The sequence below is a fragment of the Clostridium cylindrosporum DSM 605 genome, from assembly GCF_001047375.1.
Taxonomy (GTDB): domain Bacteria; phylum Bacillota; class Clostridia; order Clostridiales; family Caloramatoraceae; genus Clostridium_AB; species Clostridium_AB cylindrosporum.
In genome coordinates, this window is record NZ_LFVU01000027.1 from 367,026 (window position 1) to 385,580 (window position 18,555).

Sequence of the window (18,555 nt, forward strand, 5' to 3'; positions counted from 1 at the left end):
TATCGACTCTTTTTTATATTATGCCCTTTTTCATAAGAGCAGCGGATAAAGTTTTTTGTCCCCAGCTTAGCTCAATATCTTTAAGCTTTGAAAACCCATTTTTTCTCCAAAAGTTCAAAACATTTCTATCATAACTTGTAACAACATCAATTCTTATAGCGGTACTTTTTGTTGTCCTTATATATTTTTCAAATTCATGGAAAATGAGACTGCCTAATCCCTGATTTAAATAATCGCAATGTAACATTAAAAGAGATAGATATGTTTCATTAGATATTTTAAACTCTATGAGGCCAAAGATTTTACCTGTACATTTATCTACTATTTTACAAGGTGAAAATCCAGCATTTTTCATTCCCTTTACATCTTCAAGTAACCAGTCATATGTAATAACTTCTTTATCCATATGGTTTACCAAGAAATTTTTGTTTGAGTTATATACTTTAGTGATTTCAATTAAATCATCAACATCAGTAATATCAACAAAAAAATCTTTTCCTTCAAAAAGCATAGGAGCTCCCCCTTAATTCTAGTAAAGTGCTAAAGTCGAAGTTCAAAATCTGAAAATATTTTTCTGAATAAAGGAAAATATTTTGCTATCAAAATAATTATAACACTAATTATAATTTGTTAAATAGGAATTTAAGAATATTTGATTTCCAATATAAAGATATATAATGTAGACTAGTCCGTTTAAACTTCCTTATATGGATATAATCTAAATAAGATTAAAGGTAGTAAGGAGTGCTTTTATGAAGTTTAGAATATATATGTTAATTCCCTTTTTTATAATAGGTATATTAGCATTTAGATATTTTGATACATACAAAATACTCATAATTATGGGCTTAACTCTACTATTAACAGCATCTTTAATTACAATATTAAAAAAGAACATAATATGGTTAATTTTTTATGTTTTTTTTATAGTTGGAGGAGTTACAGTGTTAACAAATAAAGTTGTAATCGATAAAAAATATAAGGTGATATCTGAATATAGAGAGTTTGATGGTATGATTGTAGATGTGAAAGATGACAGTATAACTATTAAAAATAATAAAATAGGTTATAAAGTTACTTTTTTTATTTCTAGTTATGTACAAGTCAAAGATAAAGTGGAGCTTGGAGATTATGTTATTATAAATGGGAAGTTGAAGGAAAAACTGCAATATAGAGAAAATAATATGGCTTCAAGAGGACTCGCTTCATATGGGTCACTAAGAAGAATTATTAGTGTAGATAAAGAGATAAATTATTTGAATTTACCTATTAAAATAAAAAACAAAATTAATACAGGGTTAACTAGTGTAGATAAAAGTGCAGGTGCATTTGTGTCTGGCATAATAACAGGATATAGATCTGATATTACAGAGGAGGATATGCAAACTTTTAACGAACTAGATATTGTTCATATTATTGCTGTTTCTGGATTTAATGTTGCAATAATATATGCAGTTGTAATGATTTTGACTAAAAATTTAAAAATGAGGAAAAGGCTAATTATTAGCCTTTTTATATGTGGTATTTATGTTTCAATTACTGGATTTGATCCATCTATTACAAGGGCCTTTATAATGATAACTATTGTTATTATAGGTAGACTACTAGAAAAGAGATATTCTACACTTAATGCATTGGCATTTGCAGCGTTTTTAATGCTTTCAATAAATCCATTTTATGTATATAATTTAGGATTTATATTTTCATATTTAGCTACTCTTTCTATTTCTTTATTTAGTAATGATATATTATCAAAGGTGGAAGGATATACAAAGCTTTTTAAAGATGAAGTTTCTGCAACGATTTCAAGCACTATACTTACATTTCCTATTATTATTTATAATAAAGGTTATTTTTCTTTAATTTCATTATTCGTAAATGTGCTTTTAGGACCTGTAGTTTCACTTATAACAATCTTAGGTTTCATATCTTGTTTTCTATATGCTATAATACCATTTACTATGATTCTTTACCCGGTAATATTTTTAGGAGATATTACTCTATATTTAATTGGAGTATTTGGAAAAATAAATCCCTTGATTTACACAGGACAACCTACAGTTATTTTTATGATTTCTTATTACATTGTTATTCTATCAATCGCAAAACTGATTAAATTTAAAAAAGAGTTTTATAGGTATACTGCTATTGTACTCGCTGTTTCTATTGTTTTAGTTCAGGGGTCTATAAATATAAATAACTTAAAGGTTCATTTTATAAATGTTGGTCAAGGTGATAGTATTTTTATCGAACTTCCAGGTAGAGGGTCTATGTTAATTGATACAGGAAATGCTAATAAAGATTACATAGCTGCAAAGTCCAAGGTTATACCATATATAAAAAAGCTTGGATATTCAAAAATTGATTATCTCATTATAAGCCATTTTCATGATGATCATTCAGGTGGAGTAGAATATATTGAGAAAAATATGCCTATAAATAACAAAATATCCCATGAAGGGTCTGAAAATAAGGATTATATAGGAACTTTAAAAGGGGATATACTTAATGTCTCCGGGGTTAATTTTAAAATATTATCCCCTAGTATAGCCTCTAAAAAGCAAGATGAAAATAAGAATTCCTTAATTATAGAGTTAGTATATAAGAATTTTAATGCTCTTTTTACAGGAGATGCGACAAAGGATGAAATGGATATTATAAAAGGGGACTATGATGTTTTAAAGGTACCACATCATGGGTCAAAGTATTCTGTAAGTGAAGATATGTTTAATAATACAGATATTGAAACCGCTGTTATAACAGTGGGAAACAATAATTTCGGACACCCTTCTAAAGAGTGCATGGATTCATTTCATAAAAGAAATATAAAGGTATTTAGAACAGATAAAAATGGAAATATAGTTTACATAGTAAATTCATTAGGATATAAGGTTAAATTTAATAACTAGGGGGGATTAGGATGCAGGTTAAATCTCTTAAAGACTTACAAAACTTAAAAAGAGATAATAAACTTGGAAACTTTGTTTTAATTCATGGTAATGATAAAGAAAAGATTAGGAACAGTGAAAAGTATATAAAGAGTTTAGTAGATAACTTATGTGAACTAAACCTAGTTGAAATTGAGGGGAATAGTATAAATATTGGTATTATAAAAAATGCATGTGAAACCATTCCTGTTATGGCTACAATTAGAGTGGTACATATAAAATCTGCTGGATTTCTACTTGAGAATATAGACTCTACATCAAAGATACTTTTAAAGGAAATTTTAGAGTATGCTAAGGATATTCCGGAATACACTATACTTCTTATAACACACTTAGATTTAATTGATAAAACAAATCAAATATTAAAGGTAGCATCTAATTTAGGAACACTTGTAGAATACAAGATTCCATCCTATGGAAAGGAATTAAGTGCTTGGATTGAGGACTTCTTAAAGGGAAATGGCAAGTCAATTAATAAGTCAGATATATTTTACTTGGCATCTGAAATTTCAAATTCTATAGATAATATGGAAAAGGAATTACAAAAACTTGTAGATTATACAGGAGATAGGAATGTAATTGATAGAAGTGATATAGATGATATTATCCATAAAACAGCGGAAAGTAACATATTTAAAATGTCTGATTACATGTTTAAAAGGAATGCTAGAGGTGCACTGGAAATTCTAGATACGCTTGTTCTTCAAGGTGAGCCCTATGCAAAAATAATGTTTATGATAATCAGACAATTTAGGATACTTTATTCTGTTAAGCTTTTACTAGGGGATGGGATTAACCCTCGAGAGATAATGTCTAAGTTGAAAATTCAGGAGTTTGCATATAAAGGAATAGTAAAAATTATATCCACATGGGATGAAAAAGATATTAAACTTGTTTTAAATGATGCGCTAAGTACTGATTATGATATTAAAAGTGGAAGGGTATATCCTGAACTTGGACTTGAACTTTTAATTCTTAGGATATGTAAATAAATAGAATTCTTCTTTAAAACAGAAAAAACAGGTAGTTGAGAGTCTACCTGTTTTTATTTTGTAACTAAATATACAATTAGTTAGCTGCTTTGTTAAGAGCAATTGAAAGTCTTGACTTCTTTCTTGAAGCTGCATTCTTATGAAGAATTCCCTTTGAAGCAGCCTTGTCGATTTCACAAGAAGCTGCTGATAGAAGAGCCTTTGCTTCTTCAACGTTTCCAGCAGCAAGAGCTGTTTCAAACTTCTTAACTGAAGTTTTAACAGATGTCTTTACCATCTTGTTTCTTAGTGTCTTCTTTTCTATTACCTTTATTCTTTTCATTGCAGACTTAATATTTGCCATCGTAGTGTCCTCCTCAAAATTAAATAGTTTGAAACACAATAGATTGTGGGGAATCTAATTCGCGGATGGTCAACATTACATCAACTAATCGGTATTATAGCATTTTAAAAGACCAATATCAATAGTATTGTAAGTATAAATAATAAATATAATATATGAAAATTTATAGTTAGAGAAATATGTATTTTTATATTATAAAAATTTATTATCAAATGTAAGTTGAAATTGCAAAACTATAAAAACTACCATATAATAAATATGAGTCATCATTATTTTATATTTATTTTACATTTAAAGGTGAATTTATTGACCTGTATAAAATAGCTACAACTTATTAGAAGTTGTAGCTATTTTTTCGTTTAATTAATAAAGTTTTTGCACACACTACTCTTAAGTTTATATAAAAGCTAAGGAGGTAGTTTATGTTTAATCCACGTACAGATTTAGCTGTTGAAGCTAGGGAAATATATAACAAGAATAGGGAAGTAGAAATAGAAGGTGTATCCGTCGATACAAAGAGAATGCTTGGAGGAATAAGAATAGTAACGGTTAATGTCCTTAATGAAAAAGGAGAAAAGGCAATTAAAAAGCCTAAGGGAACATATATAACTATGGAAATTCCAGAGGTAAAGCATTATGATGTAGACCTACATGAGGATTTAACTAGGGCTCTTTCAGAGGAAATTCTTAAAATTGTAGATGTAAAAAAAGATCTTAAAACTCTTGTAATAGGTCTTGGAAATTGGCATGTGACACCTGATGCATTAGGTCCTAAGGTTATTTCAAAGCTAATGATTACAAGACACCTTAAGGAATACATGCCAGATGAACTAGAGGAAGGAATTAATCCTGTTGCAGCATTAGCACCTGGTGTTCTTGGAATTACAGGGATAGAAACTGCAGAAATAGTTAAGGGACTTGTTGAAAAGACAAAGCCAGATGTAGTTATTGTAATAGATGCACTAGCTGCAAGAAAGGTAGAAAGAGTTGCTAGAACTATCCAAATAGGAGATACAGGTATTGCACCTGGCGCGGGAGTTGGAAATAAAAGAATGGAATTATCTAAGGAAACACTTGGAGTTCCTGTAATAGCAATAGGTGTTCCAACAGTTGTAGATGCTGCGACCCTTGCAAATGATACTATAGATTCTATGATTGATTCGCTAATTGAAGAAACAAAGAATAATTCAGAAACAAAGGGGTTTTATAACATGCTTAAATCCTTAGATAAGGAAGAGAAATATAATATGATAAAAGGTGTTTTAAGCCCATATTCAAGTAATATGTTAGTAACTCCTAAGGATATAGATGCTTTAATTGAGGACCTTGCAAAAATTATAGCTAATAGTATAAATATATCCCTTCACCCATCAATAGATTTAAATGATATAGATAGATATCTTTTCTAAAGAAGGATTTAAAATTGTAATATATCACTCTTTCTTAACATAACTATATTACATAAACCACACTAAGGGGATGAATTGGTTATGTTAAAAGGAAGTAATAGAGATATCATTAGTAAATTAATAGTTTTTATTATAGGCTTAATGCTTATGGCAAAAATCTTTTTACCATTATTAGCAAGAGGTCTTAGCGAAAATTCAAAAAATATATTTGTACAGGTGCTTGGAAAGTCTAATGGTGCTTTAGAACAGTATGTAGCTAAAAATACCCATGAGGATGAAGAAAATGTTGATCTTACAAGTTACATAGTTAGGAATCTTACTGGACTTGATTTGTCAACTCCAAGGAACTTCTTATCTTCTCAAATTCCGATACTCGGTCTTGTGGATATAAGTAAAATTAAGGGTGAAGAAGAAGAACCAATAATTGTAGCAAAGAAAGAAAATAAAGAAAATATTAAAAAAGATAATATACAACAGGTTAAACCTAATAAGTCATCACCTACTCCTGCAAAAAAGCTTAATCATAGTAAGCCTGAGGTTTTTATATATCATACTCACACTACTGAAGGATACAATCCATCTAAAGCTAAGGGACAAAACTTCACAACTGACCTTACAAAAACTGTAGCAAAGCTTGGGGATGAACTTGAAAAGAAATTGGAAGAGAATTATGGAATTGCAACAATTCATGATAAAACAATTCATGACGTACCAAAAAGAGAAGGTGCATATGCAAAATCTAGACCTACTATGCAAAAGTATTTAAAAGAAAATAAAGATTTTAAAATAATTATAGATCTTCATAGAGATGGTGGAATCGATGTTAACAAAACAACTGCTGTTATAAATGGTGAAAAATACTCAAGGCCTATGTTTGTAATAGGTAGCAAAAATAAAAATATAAAGAAAAGTGAGGAAGCTGCAGGAAGGATAAATTCAGAAATTGAAAAAATTTATCCGAAGCTTTCAAGAGGAATACTTTATAAGAAAAATGCAATCTTTAATCAGGATCTTTCACCAAATGTAGTTTTAATTGAAATAGGGTCAGATGGAAATAGTCTAGAGGAGTCATTAAAAACTATAGATATAATAGCTAAAGCACTAGCTAATTCCATAAAGTAGACATAGAGCCTATGCTACCCTATATCTTATATAAGTGATTTTATAAGGAAAGTTAAGCTTTTGGATAACGACTTCTAAGAGTCGGAGTGAGTTAAATCTATGTGATTCAAGAATTCTGTTTATATTGACAGTGGCCTTGACATTTGTGTTATAATTTAGTGTAATTATTTGATAAAAGTTAGCTTAATATATAGATCGCTTAAGGAGGAATAGTATGTCTAGTGGAAGACAAAGTAAAATAAGAAATTTTAGTATTATAGCACATATAGACCACGGTAAGTCAACGCTTGCAGATAGATTAATAGAAATGACAGGTACTTTGACTAAGAGAGAAATGGATAGTCAAGTACTTGACACTATGGATCTTGAGAAAGAAAGAGGAATAACTATAAAGTCTCAAGCAGTTAGACTTGTATATCAAGGTGAGGATGGACAGGAATATGTAATGAATCTTATAGATACTCCGGGACATGTAGACTTTAATTATGAAGTTTCAAGAAGTCTTGCTGCATGTGAAGGGGCTATATTGGTTGTAGACGCAACTCAAGGTATTCAAGCTCAAACCCTTGCAAATTGTTACTTGGCACTTGATAATGACCTTGAAATTCTTCCAGTTATTAATAAAATAGATCTTCCAAGTGCAAGACCTGACGAAATTAAAAAGGAAGTTGAGGATATTATAGGACTTGAATGTGAAAATGCTCCTTTAATATCTGCTAAGGTAGGACTTGGTATAGAGGATGTTTTAAAAGCAATAGTTGAAAAACTACCAGCACCAAGTGGAGATGAAGATGCTCAGTTAAGAGCTCTTGTTTTTGATAGTTATTATGACCAGTATAAAGGTGTTGTTTCATATATAAGAGTAAAAGAAGGTAGCGTTAAAAAAGGTGATAAAATAAGATTTATGTCTACTGGAAAAGACTATGAAGTGACAGAAGTAGGTATATTTGCACCAAGCTGCATAGAAGTACCAGAGCTTAAAGCTGGTGAGGTTGGTTATGTAACTGGTAGTATAAAAAATGTTCGTGACGCAAGAGTTGGTGATACAGTAACACTTGCATCAAATCCTGCAAAGGAGCCACTTGCTGGATATAGACCTGCTATTCCTATGGTATATAGTGGTATTTATCCAACGGATGGGGCTAAGTATAATGAACTTAAGGAAGCTTTAGAAAAACTTCAGCTTAATGATGCTGCATTAACATTTGAACCTGAAACATCTATAGCTCTAGGATTTGGTTTTAGATGTGGATTCCTTGGACTACTTCATATGGAGGTTATACAAGAGAGACTAGAAAGAGAATTTAATCTTGATCTTGTAACTACTGCACCTTCTGTTATTTATAAAATAACTAAGTCTAATGGAGAGTTAATAGAACTTACTAATCCAACGAATATGCCTGATCCAGCTGAGATAGATTATATGGAAGAACCTATGGTTAAGGCATCAATTATAGCTCCTTCAGATTACGTAGGACCTGTTATGGATCTTTGCCAAAATAGAAGAGGGGTATTTAAAACAATGGAATATCTAGAAACTACTAGAGTAGTGCTTCACTATGACATACCTCTTAATGAAATTATTTTTGATTTCTTTGATACATTAAAGTCTAAAACAAGAGGATATGCTTCCCTAGACTATGAATTAACAGGATATAAGGAATCAAAGCTTGTTAAGCTGGATATACTTCTGAATGGAGATAATGTAGATGCACTTTCTCAAATAGTACCTCAAGAAAGAGCATATGCTAGGGGACGTGCTATAGCAGAAAAGCTTAAGGAAATCATTCCAAGACAAATGTTTGAAATTCCTATTCAGGCAGCTGTTGGAGCAAAAATTATAGCTAGAGAAACAGTTAGAGCAATGAGAAAAGACGTACTTGCAAAGTGCTATGGTGGAGATATTTCAAGAAAGAAGAAGCTTCTTGAAAAGCAAAAAGAAGGTAAAAAGAGAATGAAACAAATAGGTACAGTAGAAGTTCCTCAAGAAGCTTTCATGGCTGTGTTAAAGGTAGAGTGTTAATGAAATCACTTTATATTCACATACCTTTCTGTGCTAGAAAGTGTCTATATTGTGATTTTAACTCATATGAAAATAGAGAACTTGAAGATGAGTATATTAAGGCACTTTTAGAGGAAATTAGTACAGTATCAGAATATAAATTTAAAACAATATTTATTGGTGGGGGTACTCCCACCATTTTATCTATTCAGAATCTAGAACTTCTTTTAAAGTCACTTGAAAAGTTTTCCCCAGTAGAATTTTCAGTAGAATGTAATCCAGGAACTCTAACAAAAGATAATCTTAGTATTATGAAAAAGTATGGTGTAAATAGACTTTCCATTGGACTACAATCAACCAATGATAAAATACTAAAATCCCTTGGAAGAATTCATAATTTTAATGAATTTTTAGATGGATATAATATGGCAAGAGAAGTGGGATTTGATAATATAAATATAGACCTTATGTTTGCAGTACCAAATCAAAGATTTGAGGATTTTAAGGAAAGCTTAGAAATAGTAACTAACTTAAATCCTGAACATATATCAGCATATAGTCTTATAGTAGAAGAAGGAACCCCTTTTTATGCTATGCAAGAAAAGGGGAAACTTGAAGTAGTTGATGAGGATGTTGAAAGAGAAATGTATGATTATCTAATAGATTATTTGCAGTCAAAAGGTTATAAATGGTATGAAATATCAAATTTTGCAAAAGATAAATTTGAGTGCTCTCATAATAAATGTTATTGGAAATGTGAAGAATATATCGGTGTAGGTGCTGGTGCCCACTCATATATAGATAATAAAAGGTTTAGTAATGCATATTCTGTTAATAATTATATAAAGTATATAAATCTTGAAGAATCTCCAATAGAGAGTGAAGAAATTATAGATGAATCATCTGCTATAGAAGAATTTATGTTTTTAGGACTTAGACTTATTGATGGAATAAGTAAATTAGAGTTCGAGAAAAGATTTAAGAAGCCAATATATTCAATATATAGTGATCAAATAAATTCTCTTAAGGATAAAGGTCTTATTATAGAAGATGGTGATAAAATTATGCTATCGAGAAAAGGAGTTAATCTATCTAATAGCGTATTTGTAGAGTTTATTAATTAAATATAAAAATTTAAATATCACTATTATCCCTTGACAAAAAAGAATAATAGTGATATTTTAAAAATGTAATCGTTAGCACTCCTTGATAATGAGTGCTAATAAACGAGGTGATAATATGGAAATAGGTGATAGAAAAAAAGCCATATTAAGCGCAATTGTTAGGGACTATATACAAACAGGCGAGCCTGTAGGATCTAGAACTATAGCAAAAAAGTATGAAGTTGGATTTAGCTCTGCAACTATAAGAAATGAAATGGCTGATTTAGAAGAATTAGGACTTATTAAACAACCACATACTTCAGCAGGGAGAATACCCTCTGATAAAGGATATAGGTTCTATGTAGATAAGCTTATGGAAATTGGAAGCCCAACGAAGGAAGAAATAGAGCTTATTAAAAACTATATACACTTATCTACTATTAATGAAGTAGATAAGTTGATAAAAAGAACTGCAAAGCTTATATCTGAAGTTACAAACTACACAGCAGCAATTATTACTCCATCAGTGAGTAAAAGTGTAATAGTATCTTTGAAGCTAATACCAGTAAATGAAAGTGAAATAGTTGCGGTTGTTGTAACAGATATGGCACAGATTAAAAATGTTATGATAAAACTACCAAGACCAATATCACCTGATATGTTACTGAAAATTAGCAGTATGTTAAATGAAAAATTATGTGGATTAACAGTTGAGGACATTAATCTTTCGGTTATATCATCTATACAAGAGGAATTAAAAGGATATAATGAAATATTAAACTCAATAATACCACTATTATATGATAGTCTTAAAACAAACCAACAAAAACTATATCTTTCAGGAGCTTCTAATATATTTAGCCATGCTGAATATAACGATGTTGAAAAAGCTAAGGAATTTCTATCTTTAGTTGAAGATGGTGATATGTTAAGAAAAATTTTTATTGGAACAGAAAACCCTTTGGAAATATCAATAGGAGATGAAAACGATATAGATGAGGTCAAGAAGTATAGTATTGTTAAAGCTACTTATAGCATAAACCAAAAACCTGTAGGAAGTATAGGAGTAATAGGACCTACTAGAATGAATTATTCTAGAGTTATGGGTGTTCTGAAATGTTTTACAGATATACTAAATGATGTTTTAAAGACAACTTATGAGGATTAACACCTTAAAAATATATTTGAGAGGGTGACTTTTATGGAGGATAAAAACCTTAACGAAAATCTAGAAGATGTTGAAGAGCTTCTAGATACTGTAGATACTGAAGGTAAATGTGCTGATGAATCTACAGAAGAAAGTAGTGAAAATATCAAAGAAATGTTATCGAAAAAAGAAGCTGAGTGTGAAGAGTACTTAGATTTACTTAAAAGAACAAAGGCTGAATATGATAACTTCAGAAAAAGAACTCAAAAAGAAAAAGAAGGACTATTTGATGAAGGATTTAGAACTTCAATTGAGAAGATTATACCTGTTTTAGATAATCTAGAAAGAGCACTTGAGCATTCAGATGAAGAAGGTGCACTAAAAGAAGGACTTGAAATGATTCTAAAAATGTTCAAGGACATTTTAGAAAAAGAAGGTGTATCCCTAATTCCATCAAAGGGAGAGAAATTTGATCCTAACCTTCATAATGCTGTTATGCACATTGATGATGATGCATATGGAGATAATGAAGTTGTAGAAGTTCTTTTAGAGGGATATACATATAAAGATAAAGTAATTCGTCACAGTATGGTAAAGGTGGCAAACTAAATTAAAAATATTTAAGATTATTTAATTAATTTTTCTAAATTTAAGGAGGAAATCTTTTATGGGAAAAGTAATAGGAATAGATTTAGGAACAACTAATTCATGTGTAGCTGTTATGGAAGGTGGAGAACCAGTTGTAATAGCAAACTCAGAGGGAGCAAGAACTACTCCATCAGTTATTGGATTTAAGCCAGATGGAGAAAGAATAGTTGGGCAAGTTGCAAAAAGACAAGCAATAACTAATCCAGATAAAACAATAATATCAATAAAAAGACATATGGGAACTGACCACAAGGTAAATATAGATGGGAAAGATTATTCACCGCAAGAACTTTCAGCTATGATTCTTTCAAAGCTTAAGGCTGATGCAGAAAGCTATCTTGGTGAAACAGTTACAGATGCTGTAATTACAGTACCTGCATACTTTAATGATAGTGAAAGACAAGCAACTAAGGATGCTGGAAAAATTGCAGGACTTAATGTACAAAGAATTATCAATGAGCCAACAGCAGCATCACTTGCTTATGGACTTGATAAGGGAGAAGGAAATCATAAAATCCTTATATATGACCTAGGTGGAGGTACATTTGACGTATCAATACTAGAAATTGGTGATGGAGTATTTGAAGTATTAGCTACACACGGTGATACAAAGCTTGGTGGAGACGATTTTGATGATAGAATTATAAACTATCTTGCTGATACCTTTAAAAATGATACAGGACTAGACCTAAGACAAGATAATATGGCAATGCAAAGACTTAAGGAAGCTGCTGAAAAGGCTAAGATAGAGCTTTCATCACTTACTTCAACTGAAGTTAATCTACCATTCATTTCAGTTGATCAAACAGGACCAAAGCACCTTAATATTAATTTAACAAGAGCTAAGTTCGATGAAATAACAGCTGATCTTGTAAAGAGAACTTTAGTACCTATTGAAAAGTCACTAAAGGATGCAGGTCTTTCAATTAATGATGTAGAAAAGGTAGTTTTAGTTGGTGGATCAACAAGAATACCAGCAGTTCAAGACGCTGTAAAGAACTTTACAGGAAAAGAACCATCAAAGGGAGTTAATCCAGATGAATGTGTAGCTTTAGGTGCTGCAATTCAAGCAGGTGTATTAACAGGAGATGTTAAGGATGTTCTACTACTAGATGTTACACCTCTTTCACTTGGAATTGAAACTTTAGGAGGGGTTGCAACTGCACTTATTCCTAGAAATACTACTATTCCAACTAAGAAGAGCCAAGTATTCTCAACAGCTGCAGATGGTCAAACATCAGTTGAAATACATGTTGTTCAAGGTGAGAGACAAATGGCAAATGACAATAAGTCATTAGGTAAATTCCAACTTTCAGGAATTGCACCAGCTCCAAGAGGAATTCCTCAAATCGAAGTAACATTTGATATAGATGCTAATGGTATAGTAAATGTTTCAGCTGAGGATAAGGCTACTGGAAAGAAGGCAGATATAACAATTACTGCTTCAACTAACCTTTCAGATGATGAAGTAGATAAGGCTGTTAGAGAAGCTGAAATGTATGCTGAAGAAGATAAGAAGAGAAAAGAATCAATTGAAACTAAGAATACTGCAGAATCAATGGTATATCAAACTGAAAATGCACTTAAAGAATTAGGTGATAAGATTTCGGCTGAAGAAAAATCAGAAATAGAAGCAAAGGTTGCAGAGCTTAAGGAAAAGCTACAAGGAGATGACCTTGAAGCTATTAAGGCTGCTAATGAAGAACTTACTAAGAAATTCTACGAAGTTTCAGCTAAGATGTATCAAGAAGCAGGGGGAGCAGGTCAAGGAGGATTTGATCCAAATGCTGCAGGTGCTACTCAAAACGACGGAGAAATCAATGCTGACTTTGATGTAAAGGATAAATAATATAAGGAGGGAAATATCCCTCCTTACTTAATGTAAGGGATGGTGAACATATGGCAACTAATGACTATTATGCTGTGTTAGGACTTGAAAAAGGTGCTAGTGAAGATGAAATAAAAAAAGCTTTTAGAAAAATGGCGATAAAGTATCATCCAGATAAAAACCAAGGTAATAAAGAAGCTGAGGACAAGTTTAAAGAAGTAAATGAAGCCTACCAAGTTCTATCAGATCCTGAAAAGAAGGCTAGATATGATCAATTTGGTACAGCGGATTTTGATGGATCAGGATTTGGTGGATTTAGCGGTGGCTATGAAGGCTTTGGAGGCTTTGGTGACATATTTGGTGATATATTTGATATGTTTGGAGGATCAAGTTCTAGAAGAACAAAAAATGGTCCAAGAAGAGGAAATGATCTTGAAACTACTATTTTACTTACATTTGAAGAAGCAGCTTTCGGAGTTAAAAAAGAAATTGAGATAAATAGAAATGAAAAATGTGAGGAATGTTCAGGGTCAGGAGCTGCTAAGGGAACTTCTCCTAAAACATGTTCGAAATGTAATGGTTCAGGACAAGTACAGGTTCAAAAAAATACTCCTTTTGGAAGCTTTGTAAGTGTTACAACATGTGATGCTTGTGGAGGAGAAGGAAAGAAGATAGAAAGTCCATGTAGTCATTGTAGAGGAACTGGAAGAATTAGAAAGAGTAAGGTTGTTAGTATTAATATACCTGCAGGTGTTGATAATGGTAACACTATTCCTTTAAGAGGACAAGGTGAACCAGGATATAATGGTGGACCATCAGGGGACCTTTATATAAATATCAAGGTGAGAAATCACTCAATATTTAAAAGAAGAGGAACAGATATATTCTGTGATTTACCAATATCAATTGTTAAAGCATCACTTGGTGGAGAGGTTGAGATACCGACACTTACAGGTGATAAAAAGCATAAAATAGAGCCTGGAACTCAAAATGGTAAGATTATTAAGTTAAAAGGCGACGGAATCCAAAGTGTTAGAGGCACTGGCAAGGGGGATCTTTATGCTGAAGTAAGAGTTGAAATTCCAACAAAGCTTACTGAAAAGCAAAGGGAACTTTTAGAGAAGCTTGCTGATGAATTTGGAGAATTGGTGGACACGAAAAAATCCCTAAAGGATAAAATAAAGGGTGCTTTTAACACTAAGAAAGAAAATGAGTAAAAGTAGTTAATATAAAGTCCTATGTGAAGATTTTAGAATTTTTATGTAGGGCTTTATCATTTTGTTCAATTTTATATTATGTAAAAATAAGTGTTTTTTTATGTTAGAATATTATTAATGAATAATAGGACTAGGAAGTGATTTTATTGTGTAGAGATGTAAAATATAATGTTTTAGATGAAATACAAAGAAGATGGTCTCCAAGAGCCTTTAGTAATGAAAAGGTGAACATTGACGACATTTATGGAGTGCTTGAAGCTGCAAGGCTTGCACCTTCATGCTATAATGAGCAGCCTTGGAGATACATTATTGCCTTTGAAGAAGAAGATCTAAAGGTTATGAGGGATTTAATTGATAAAAGTAATAGAGTTTGGGCAGATAATGCACCTGTACTTATTGCATTTTTATCTAAGAGAAGATTTAAGCATAATACTCGTGAAAACTATTGGCATATGTTTGATGTAGGTGCTTCATGGGGATACTTAACTATTGAGGCTCAAAGTAGAGGACTTATAACAAGAGGAATAGGTGGATTTAATATGACAAGGGCCAGAAGAGTATTAAATGTACCATATAATTATGACATAGTAACCTTGGTTGCTATGGGAAAACAAGGAGATGTTAATATTCTTCCTGAGGATTTAAGGGTTAAAGAAGTTCCATCAGAAAGAATGGATTTAAGTGAAATTTTACATATTGGCAAGTTCCGTAAAGGGGAAGAATAATACTTTTTTAAACAGTTTAATTAATGTATAATAATATAGAATTTGTAGACTCATAAGGAGATGATATTTTGGACGGTAAATGGTTTGAAGTAAAGGTTATAACTAAAAGTGAAGCAATTGAACCTATTTCAGGTATTTTTTATGGATTGGATGTTAAAGGTGTAGCCATTGAGGACCCTGAAGATATAAATATTAAGCAAAAGGATAAATTAAGTTGGGATTTTGCAGATGTAAATATATTTGAATTTGGTGCAGATGCTGCTGTAGTTAAGGGATATTTTAATGAGAACGAAAAAATTGATGAAATTATTAAGTATATAGAAGAAAAAATTGATCTAATCAAGGAAATGGGGATAGATGTAGGAAGAGGAATTGTTACAACAAGTGATGTTTTTGAAGAAGATTGGGCGACATCATGGAAAAAGTACTACAAACCATTGAGAATAGGAAATAAAATACTAATTAAACCTATTTGGGAAGATGTTGAAGTTAAAGAGACAGACCTTGTTGTAGAACTTGATCCAGGAATGGCCTTTGGAACAGGAACACATGAAACAACTTCAATGTGTGTTGAACTTTTAGAGAAATATATAACTGAAAGTGATAGAGTTTTTGATATAGGAACAGGTTCTGGAATTTTATCAATTGTTTCATCAAAGCTTGGAGCAAAGGAAGTAGTAGGTGTTGACCTTGATGAAGTTGCGGTAGCTTCAGCCAAGGAAAACGTAGCTTTTAATAAGATAAGTAATGTGGAAGTATTACACGGAGACCTTGTTGATGTTATAGAAGGAAAGGCAAATATAGTGGTTGCTAATATAATTGCTGAGGTTGTTGTTTATTTAACTAGTATAATTAAGCCTTTTATTGATAAGGATGGATACTTTATAACATCAGGTATAATTAGAGAAAGAAAAGAAGATGTATTAAATGCATTAGACAAAGAAGGATTTAAAGTAATTGAGATAACTGAAAAGGGAGAATGGGTAGCAATCGCTGCTAAGCCAATGTAAGGAGAGATTATGCATAAGTTTTTCGTACCAAAGGAAAACATAAATGATGATAATATACTTATAACAGGTGATGATGTTAAGCATATAGGTAAGGTTTTAAGATTAAAGCTAAATGAAACAATTAACATATCAGATGGATCTGGAGTTGAGTATATTTGTTCAATTAACACAATAGATAAAAAAGAAGTCTCATGTAGGATTATAGAAAAATTCGAAAACGCAACAGAAAGCCCTATAAAAATTACACTATTTCAAGGACTTCCAAAGTCACAGAAAATGGACCTAATTGTTCAAAAGGGAGTTGAAATAGGAATTTCAGAAGTTAGGGCAGTAATTACTAATAGGGTAGTTGTAAAAACGGAAGCTAGAGATATTTCTAATAAGATAGAGAGATGGAATAAAATATCAAAGGAAGCTGCAAAGCAAAGTGGTAGAGGTGTTATTTTAGATATATCAGAGCCTGTTAGTTTTAAGGATGCAATTGATAGTTTAGATGAGTTTGATTTAGCAGTAATGCCATATGAAAATCAAGAAGGAGTCGGGCTTAAAAGGATTCTAACTGAAAAAGGGTCTGAAGCTAAAAATATTGCTATATTTATTGGTCCAGAAGGCGGATTTGAAGAAGAGGAAGTAGAGTATGCTAAAGAAAAAGGGGTATACCCTGTAACTCTAGGGCCTAGAATACTCAGAACAGAAACAGCCGGATTTGTTGCATCTACTATAATACTATATGAGTTAGGAGACATGGGAGGAATTAGATGAAAAAAGTAGCCCTATATACTCTTGGCTGTAGAGTGAATGTTTATGAAACAGAGGCAATAACAGAAAGTTTTACTAAAAACGGGTATGAGGTAGTAGACTTTGAAGATTTTGCAGATGTTTATGTTATAAATACATGTACAGTTACAAATATAGGAGACAAAAAGTCTCGTAAAATGCTTAGAAAAGCAAAGAAAATCAATCCAGAAGCTATTGTTGTAGCAGCGGGTTGTTATGCTCAGGTTTCACCGGAGGAAATAGCTGAAATAGAGGAAGTTGACATTGTTGTTGGAACATCAGATAAATCAAAAATAGTTGATTTTGTAAATGAATATAAGTTATCCAGTGAAAAGAAAAATTATGTTAATAACATAATGTCAGTAAGAGAATTTGAAGAAATGGAAATTGATGAATATCATGATAAAACACGTGCATTTTTAAAGATACAAGATGGTTGTGATAGATATTGTTCATATTGTTTAATTCCATACGCAAGAGGTCCTGTAAGAAGTAGGGATATTGATAGTATTGAAAACCAAGTTAAAGGTCTTGTTGAAAATGGATTCAAAGAAGTGATACTTTCAGGTATTCATATATCTTCATATGGAAAAGACCTAGGTTCAGAAAATCTTGTTGATGTTGTAGAAATTCTATCTAAGATAGAGGGACTTGAAAGGATTAGAATAGGTTCTATTGAACCAATGTTTTTCTCGGAAGGCGTTCTTGAGAGACTAAAAGCAGTTAAAAGCTTTTGCCCGCATTTTCACCTTTCCCTTCAAAGTGGATGTGATGAAACGTTAAAAAGAATGAATAGAAGATATACTGCAGATGAATATAGGGAAGTTGTAGACAGAATAAGAGATACATTTGAAGATGCCGCTATTACAACAGATATAATAGTGGGATTTCCTGGAGAAACAGATGAAGAATTTGAAGCAACATATAAATTCTTATCTGAAATTAAGCTATCTAAAATGCACATATTCAAATACAGTGAGAGAAAAGGAACTAAAGCAGCAATGCTTAGTGGTAAGGTAGATCCTAAAAAGAAGGAAGAGAGAAGTAAGATCCTAACTGAACTTGATGAGAAGTGTATGGTTGAGTTTATGGAAAAATATTTAGGTAGAGAAATGAAAGTATTATTCGAAGAGGAAAAAGAAGGAATTTTTATGGGTTATACCGAAAATTATATAAAGATTATTATATCATCAGATACCAGATTAACAGGAAAGATATTGTCATGTAGATTAAATAATATTAGTGGTGATGGTATAATTGGAGAATTAATCTAGTAAATTATCT

Annotated in this window: 16 protein-coding genes; 14 read left to right on the forward strand and 2 right to left on the reverse strand. The window is 31.5% G+C overall.

The features are described from left to right. Window positions 1–13: 13 nt before the first annotated feature. A complete protein-coding gene (locus CLCY_RS10360) occupies window positions 14–511 on the reverse strand; it encodes a GNAT family N-acetyltransferase (RefSeq protein ID WP_048571048.1) in 498 nt (165 codons plus the stop codon). 433 nt (window positions 512–944) lie between these two features. Between CLCY_RS10360 and CLCY_RS10365 the strand changes: the two genes are divergently transcribed. Beyond that, entirely contained in the window at window positions 945–2,909 is a 1,965-nt protein-coding gene (locus CLCY_RS10365; RefSeq protein ID WP_161797125.1) for a DNA internalization-related competence protein ComEC/Rec2, read from the forward strand. An 11-nt stretch (window positions 2,910–2,920) separates the two neighbouring features. Next, on the forward strand, window positions 2,921–3,940 hold the full coding sequence (gene holA, locus CLCY_RS10370) for a DNA polymerase III subunit delta (protein WP_048571050.1): 1,020 nt from the start codon (window positions 2,921–2,923) through the stop codon (window positions 3,938–3,940). Between the two features lie 76 nt (window positions 3,941–4,016). On the opposite strand, the gene rpsT is transcribed toward holA, so the two are convergent. Next, the gene (rpsT, locus tag CLCY_RS10375) at window positions 4,017–4,283 is read right to left on the reverse strand and encodes a 30S ribosomal protein S20 (protein WP_048571051.1); all 267 of its coding nucleotides are present in this window, start codon (window positions 4,281–4,283) and stop codon (window positions 4,017–4,019) included. Window positions 4,284–4,705: 422 nt separating this feature from the next. Here rpsT and gpr point away from each other — a divergent pair, with 422 nt between their 5' ends. From gpr to mtaB, 12 genes are all read left to right on the forward strand, one after another. After that, entirely contained in the window at window positions 4,706–5,692 is a 987-nt protein-coding gene (gpr, locus tag CLCY_RS10380; protein WP_048571052.1) for a GPR endopeptidase, read from the forward strand. 81 nt (window positions 5,693–5,773) lie between these two features. After that, a complete protein-coding gene (locus CLCY_RS10385; protein ID WP_048571053.1) occupies window positions 5,774–6,814 on the forward strand; it encodes a stage II sporulation protein P in 1,041 nt (346 codons plus the stop codon). A 214-nt stretch (window positions 6,815–7,028) separates the two neighbouring features. Next, complete coding sequence (gene lepA, locus CLCY_RS10390; RefSeq protein WP_048571054.1) at window positions 7,029–8,837, forward strand: translation elongation factor 4; 1,809 nt, start codon at window positions 7,029–7,031, stop codon at window positions 8,835–8,837. Beyond that, entirely contained in the window at window positions 8,837–9,940 is a 1,104-nt protein-coding gene (gene hemW / locus CLCY_RS10395) for a radical SAM family heme chaperone HemW (protein WP_048571055.1), read from the forward strand. Before lepA ends, hemW begins: the two co-directional genes overlap by 1 nt. Before the next feature lie 115 nt (window positions 9,941–10,055). Then, window positions 10,056–11,087: a heat-inducible transcriptional repressor HrcA gene (gene hrcA, locus CLCY_RS10400; protein ID WP_048571056.1), complete on the forward strand. Its 1,032-nt coding sequence runs from the start codon at window positions 10,056–10,058 to the stop codon at window positions 11,085–11,087. Between the two features lie 33 nt (window positions 11,088–11,120). Beyond that, complete coding sequence (grpE, locus tag CLCY_RS10405; RefSeq protein ID WP_048571057.1) at window positions 11,121–11,675, forward strand: nucleotide exchange factor GrpE; 555 nt, start codon at window positions 11,121–11,123, stop codon at window positions 11,673–11,675. Between the two features lie 58 nt (window positions 11,676–11,733). Next, complete coding sequence (dnaK, locus tag CLCY_RS10410; RefSeq protein ID WP_048571058.1) at window positions 11,734–13,563, forward strand: molecular chaperone DnaK; 1,830 nt, start codon at window positions 11,734–11,736, stop codon at window positions 13,561–13,563. 50 nt (window positions 13,564–13,613) lie between these two features. Continuing rightward, a complete protein-coding gene (gene dnaJ / locus CLCY_RS10415; protein WP_048571059.1) occupies window positions 13,614–14,759 on the forward strand; it encodes a molecular chaperone DnaJ in 1,146 nt (381 codons plus the stop codon). A gap of 146 nt (window positions 14,760–14,905) precedes the next feature. After that, the gene (locus tag CLCY_RS10420; RefSeq protein ID WP_048571060.1) at window positions 14,906–15,484 is read left to right on the forward strand and encodes a nitroreductase family protein; all 579 of its coding nucleotides are present in this window, start codon (window positions 14,906–14,908) and stop codon (window positions 15,482–15,484) included. A 68-nt stretch (window positions 15,485–15,552) separates the two neighbouring features. Next, window positions 15,553–16,494 carry a 50S ribosomal protein L11 methyltransferase gene (prmA, locus tag CLCY_RS10425; RefSeq protein ID WP_048571061.1) on the forward strand — a complete coding sequence of 314 codons (942 nt, stop codon included), beginning with the start codon at window positions 15,553–15,555 and terminating at the stop codon, window positions 16,492–16,494. A gap of 9 nt (window positions 16,495–16,503) precedes the next feature. Further along, a complete protein-coding gene (locus CLCY_RS10430; RefSeq protein ID WP_048571062.1) occupies window positions 16,504–17,256 on the forward strand; it encodes a 16S rRNA (uracil(1498)-N(3))-methyltransferase in 753 nt (250 codons plus the stop codon). Beyond that, window positions 17,253–18,545 carry a tRNA (N(6)-L-threonylcarbamoyladenosine(37)-C(2))-methylthiotransferase MtaB gene (mtaB, locus tag CLCY_RS10435; RefSeq protein ID WP_048571063.1) on the forward strand — a complete coding sequence of 431 codons (1,293 nt, stop codon included), beginning with the start codon at window positions 17,253–17,255 and terminating at the stop codon, window positions 18,543–18,545. Before CLCY_RS10430 ends, mtaB begins: the two co-directional genes overlap by 4 nt. Window positions 18,546–18,555: the final 10 nt, after the last annotated feature.